Here is a 1,143-nt window from a genome sequence, read left to right on the forward strand (position 1 = left end):
TTAAGGATCGCCACCCGTCCATGTATAAAAACTATGTGCTCGACACCAATGTTCTCATAGAAAATCCACAGTGCATCCGGGCGTTGCGTAACGGGCAGGAGAACCGGATCATCCTGCCCTATACCGTTTTGTGTGAATTGGACCGTCTGAAGCGCGAGCCGCGCGTGGCCCACATCGTGGCCCAGGCCGTGACCGTGCTGCAGAACGATCCCGACATCCAGTTCCTGCCGCCGCGCGTCTTCCCCGACGACGACACCCGTACCAATGACGATCGAATCCTGGATGAACTCAAGGACAGCCGCGTCCCGGAGCCCGTCCTGGTCACCAACGACCGCATCCTGCAACTCAAGGCCCGCATCCATGCCATTGCCAGCGAAGGCTATCGTGACTCCAATCCGTTTCGTTCCGAATCCCAGACCTACACCGGGTTCGTGCGCGAAGGCGAGGAGCCCGCGCCCAACAGTTTTTGCTGGGTCAATGGTCAGCCGTACATGCACGCCACGTCCGGGCCGCATTGCATCGACTACCAGCACTGCGTCTGGAACGTGCGTCCGCGCAACGTGTACCAGAATCTGGCGTTGGAGCTGATGCTCGACGCGGCCGTGCATCTGGTCACCATCCAGTCCGAGGCCGGGTACGGCAAGACCTTCCTGGCCCTGGCCGCGGCCCTGTATCTGGCCCTGGAGGAAAAGGACAACCCGTTTCGCAAGATCTATCTGGTCAAGCCGGTCATCGAGATCGGAGCCAAGCTTGGCTACCTGCCCGGCGACCTGGACGAAAAAATGGCGCCCTACGTGCGCTACGTGCAGGATCTGCTCATGAAGCTGCACGACCTGCGTCCGGCCAATCGGATTTTCCATGACAGCGAGGGCGGAAACTTCCGATACAATTCCAAACGCTTCGAGATCCTACCCATTGCCTATATCCGGGGCATGAATCTGGAAAACGCCGTGGTCATCATCGACGAAATGCAGAATCTGTCCCGCGCCGAAACCCGCGCCCTGCTGACGCGCATGGGCGAGAACGTCAAATGCATCTGCCTGGGCGACACCCGGCAGGTGGACAACCCCTATCTCAACGAATCCAACAATGGCTTGAACTGGGCCGTGAAGATGCTCAAGGGCCTGCCCGGTTATGGGCATA

General features: G+C 59.3%; 1 protein-coding gene. It reads left to right on the forward strand.

The window, feature by feature from the left end:
- Nucleotides 1–20 precede the first annotated feature (20 nt).
- Nucleotides 21–1,143 (forward strand): phosphate starvation-inducible protein PhoH (locus EOL86_15385; GenBank protein NCD26952.1); only part of this gene is annotated, 1,123 nt, incomplete at its 3' end.

Source organism: Deltaproteobacteria bacterium (assembly GCA_009930495.1).
Classification (GTDB): Bacteria; Desulfobacterota; Desulfovibrionia; order Desulfovibrionales; family Desulfomicrobiaceae; genus Desulfomicrobium.